The sequence below is a fragment of the Endozoicomonas sp. YOMI1 genome (genome assembly GCF_024606345.1).
In the GTDB taxonomy this organism is placed as follows: Bacteria; Pseudomonadota; Gammaproteobacteria; order Pseudomonadales; family Endozoicomonadaceae; genus Endozoicomonas.
Map to the genome: position 1 here is coordinate 1 of NZ_JAHHPM010000372.1, position 1,773 is coordinate 1,773.

Genomic DNA, 1,773 nt, shown 5'->3' on the forward strand with positions numbered 1-1,773 from the left:
TATTGGGTGGCATCATCTTCTGAATGATGGACTCTTTGAACTCTTCTGAATAGCGAGCCATTGATCACTCATTGGCCGCCCCCTGTTTAGGTTTCTAAATTCAGGAGAGGCGACAACTATGCTGACACAGGGGGAATCTAATGAGCCGAAATAAATATCGGTAAAAGCAAGATTGAATGAAGGTGAGCTACTAAAAATATCCATTGAGTTGTTAAATTGTTGAATTAAAGTTCAAGACTATTCTTTCTTCTAAAAGTTCCTCTCCAACACAAACAATTCAATATAGATATGACAAGTGCTTTCCGGGCATTTTGTAACCATTTGAAAGGTGACGGGTATAGACTGGCTCTACACCAACCGACACCAAGATGGAAGCGGAGGGCGTTTGGCGCTCACATATTTTTTATTTTTTTCCAGCATGTTTTTCCAATATGGCACATCAGCCTTCAGCCAATTGCCTTGTTCATGGGAAGGGGTTCTTAGCTCAATGCCCACTGCGGCCATCGTATCAAGCTTCATGTGCCAGAGTTCGGGGTAGTGTCTTGCGGGTGCACAGATACCGGTCCATGGATCAATAATTACGGCTTGGTCATTCCAATCGTTAAAATTATCGGGGAACAACCCCTCCACACTGGGCTCCTGGTCCATTACCACAAAGCAATGACTATTCGGCCAGAGGGAAACACGGTAGTAAATCAGTGGACCGGGTTGTTGTGACAGAAAATAACGAACAAGATTGCTTTTTTCGCCACAGTTACCCACCTTAACTTTTTTAACTTCTGAGATATATTCTTCGAAGTTGTATTTTTTTCTTTTCTGTCGTGATGCATGGATGATGTCATCGACCTCATCTGCATCAGGCAGGCTGGGTGTCCAGGGTTTTATAGCACTTAAATGACCAACCCCAATATTACCAGAGCCTAAAGATGTATGGACATTGGCAAAACGCAAAGAGGCTTGCGCAATGCTTGGTTGTTGAGGAGCTGCTCTGCTGACCAGCTCATGAACGTACTGGGATTGTACGAGGTTTTGGAGAGAAGCGGAACGCTGTATGGGCATGGAAACGACTCCTGATTTTAGGGCATCTGCAAGAAACAGGGGTGAAAAGCCATCCTCTAAACACAATCGGACTTTCAAGCAGTAAGAATACTACCTATCACTATTAACCTTAGTTTTTTTGACTTGGTTTTTCCTCATCACAGGACACAGCGCCAAAAAATTACTGAACAAAGCCGATTCGGCCCGACGAGCCGCATTTCTTGAGCAGCTAAAGCCTCTACTGGAAAAGGCGACCCGGCAGGAACGTCTTCTGGTTTATATTGATGAAGCTCATATCCATCAGGCAAACGACTGGACATCAATATTATCCAAATGCCTTCCTACAGCCCGGACTTTATGCCGGTAGAGTCACTTTGGCGCTGGTTGCGTGAAGACGTAACTTATCATCACTGCTATACGACAGCAGAAGACCTTTTGCATACAGTTAGTGAATTTACTGCTCGAATCAATCAGTGCCCAATGACCATTGCAGACCGATTGTGGGTGAAAGATTCCCTTATTGACGAAGAAGAAATTGTAAGAGTCATAAAACAACCGAAGCTCGAATAAAGCTCCGGTTTTCAAAATGATTGGGGTTTAAGATTAGAAAGGGGAATTTGAGGCAGGCCTTACATTGTGAAAATATCTTCTTTTTATCTTTATAAACGACAAAAGTTGTGCAAAAAGAAAGACCTAATGGAATGGTCCGCCCCGCTCCCAAAACGGCTTCAAATG

General features: G+C 43.6%; 2 protein-coding genes. Both read right to left on the reverse strand.

What is annotated here, in order from left to right:
* Positions 1-348 precede the first annotated feature (348 nt).
* Positions 349-1,059 (reverse strand): hypothetical protein, encoded by a 711-nt coding sequence (locus tag KDK15_RS13270; RefSeq protein WP_257295865.1) that lies wholly within the window; start codon positions 1,057-1,059, stop codon positions 349-351.
* Positions 1,060-1,582: 523 nt separating this feature from the next.
* The coding region (locus KDK15_RS13275) for a hypothetical protein (protein WP_257295866.1) at positions 1,583-1,773 on the reverse strand (191 nt) is incomplete at its 5' end.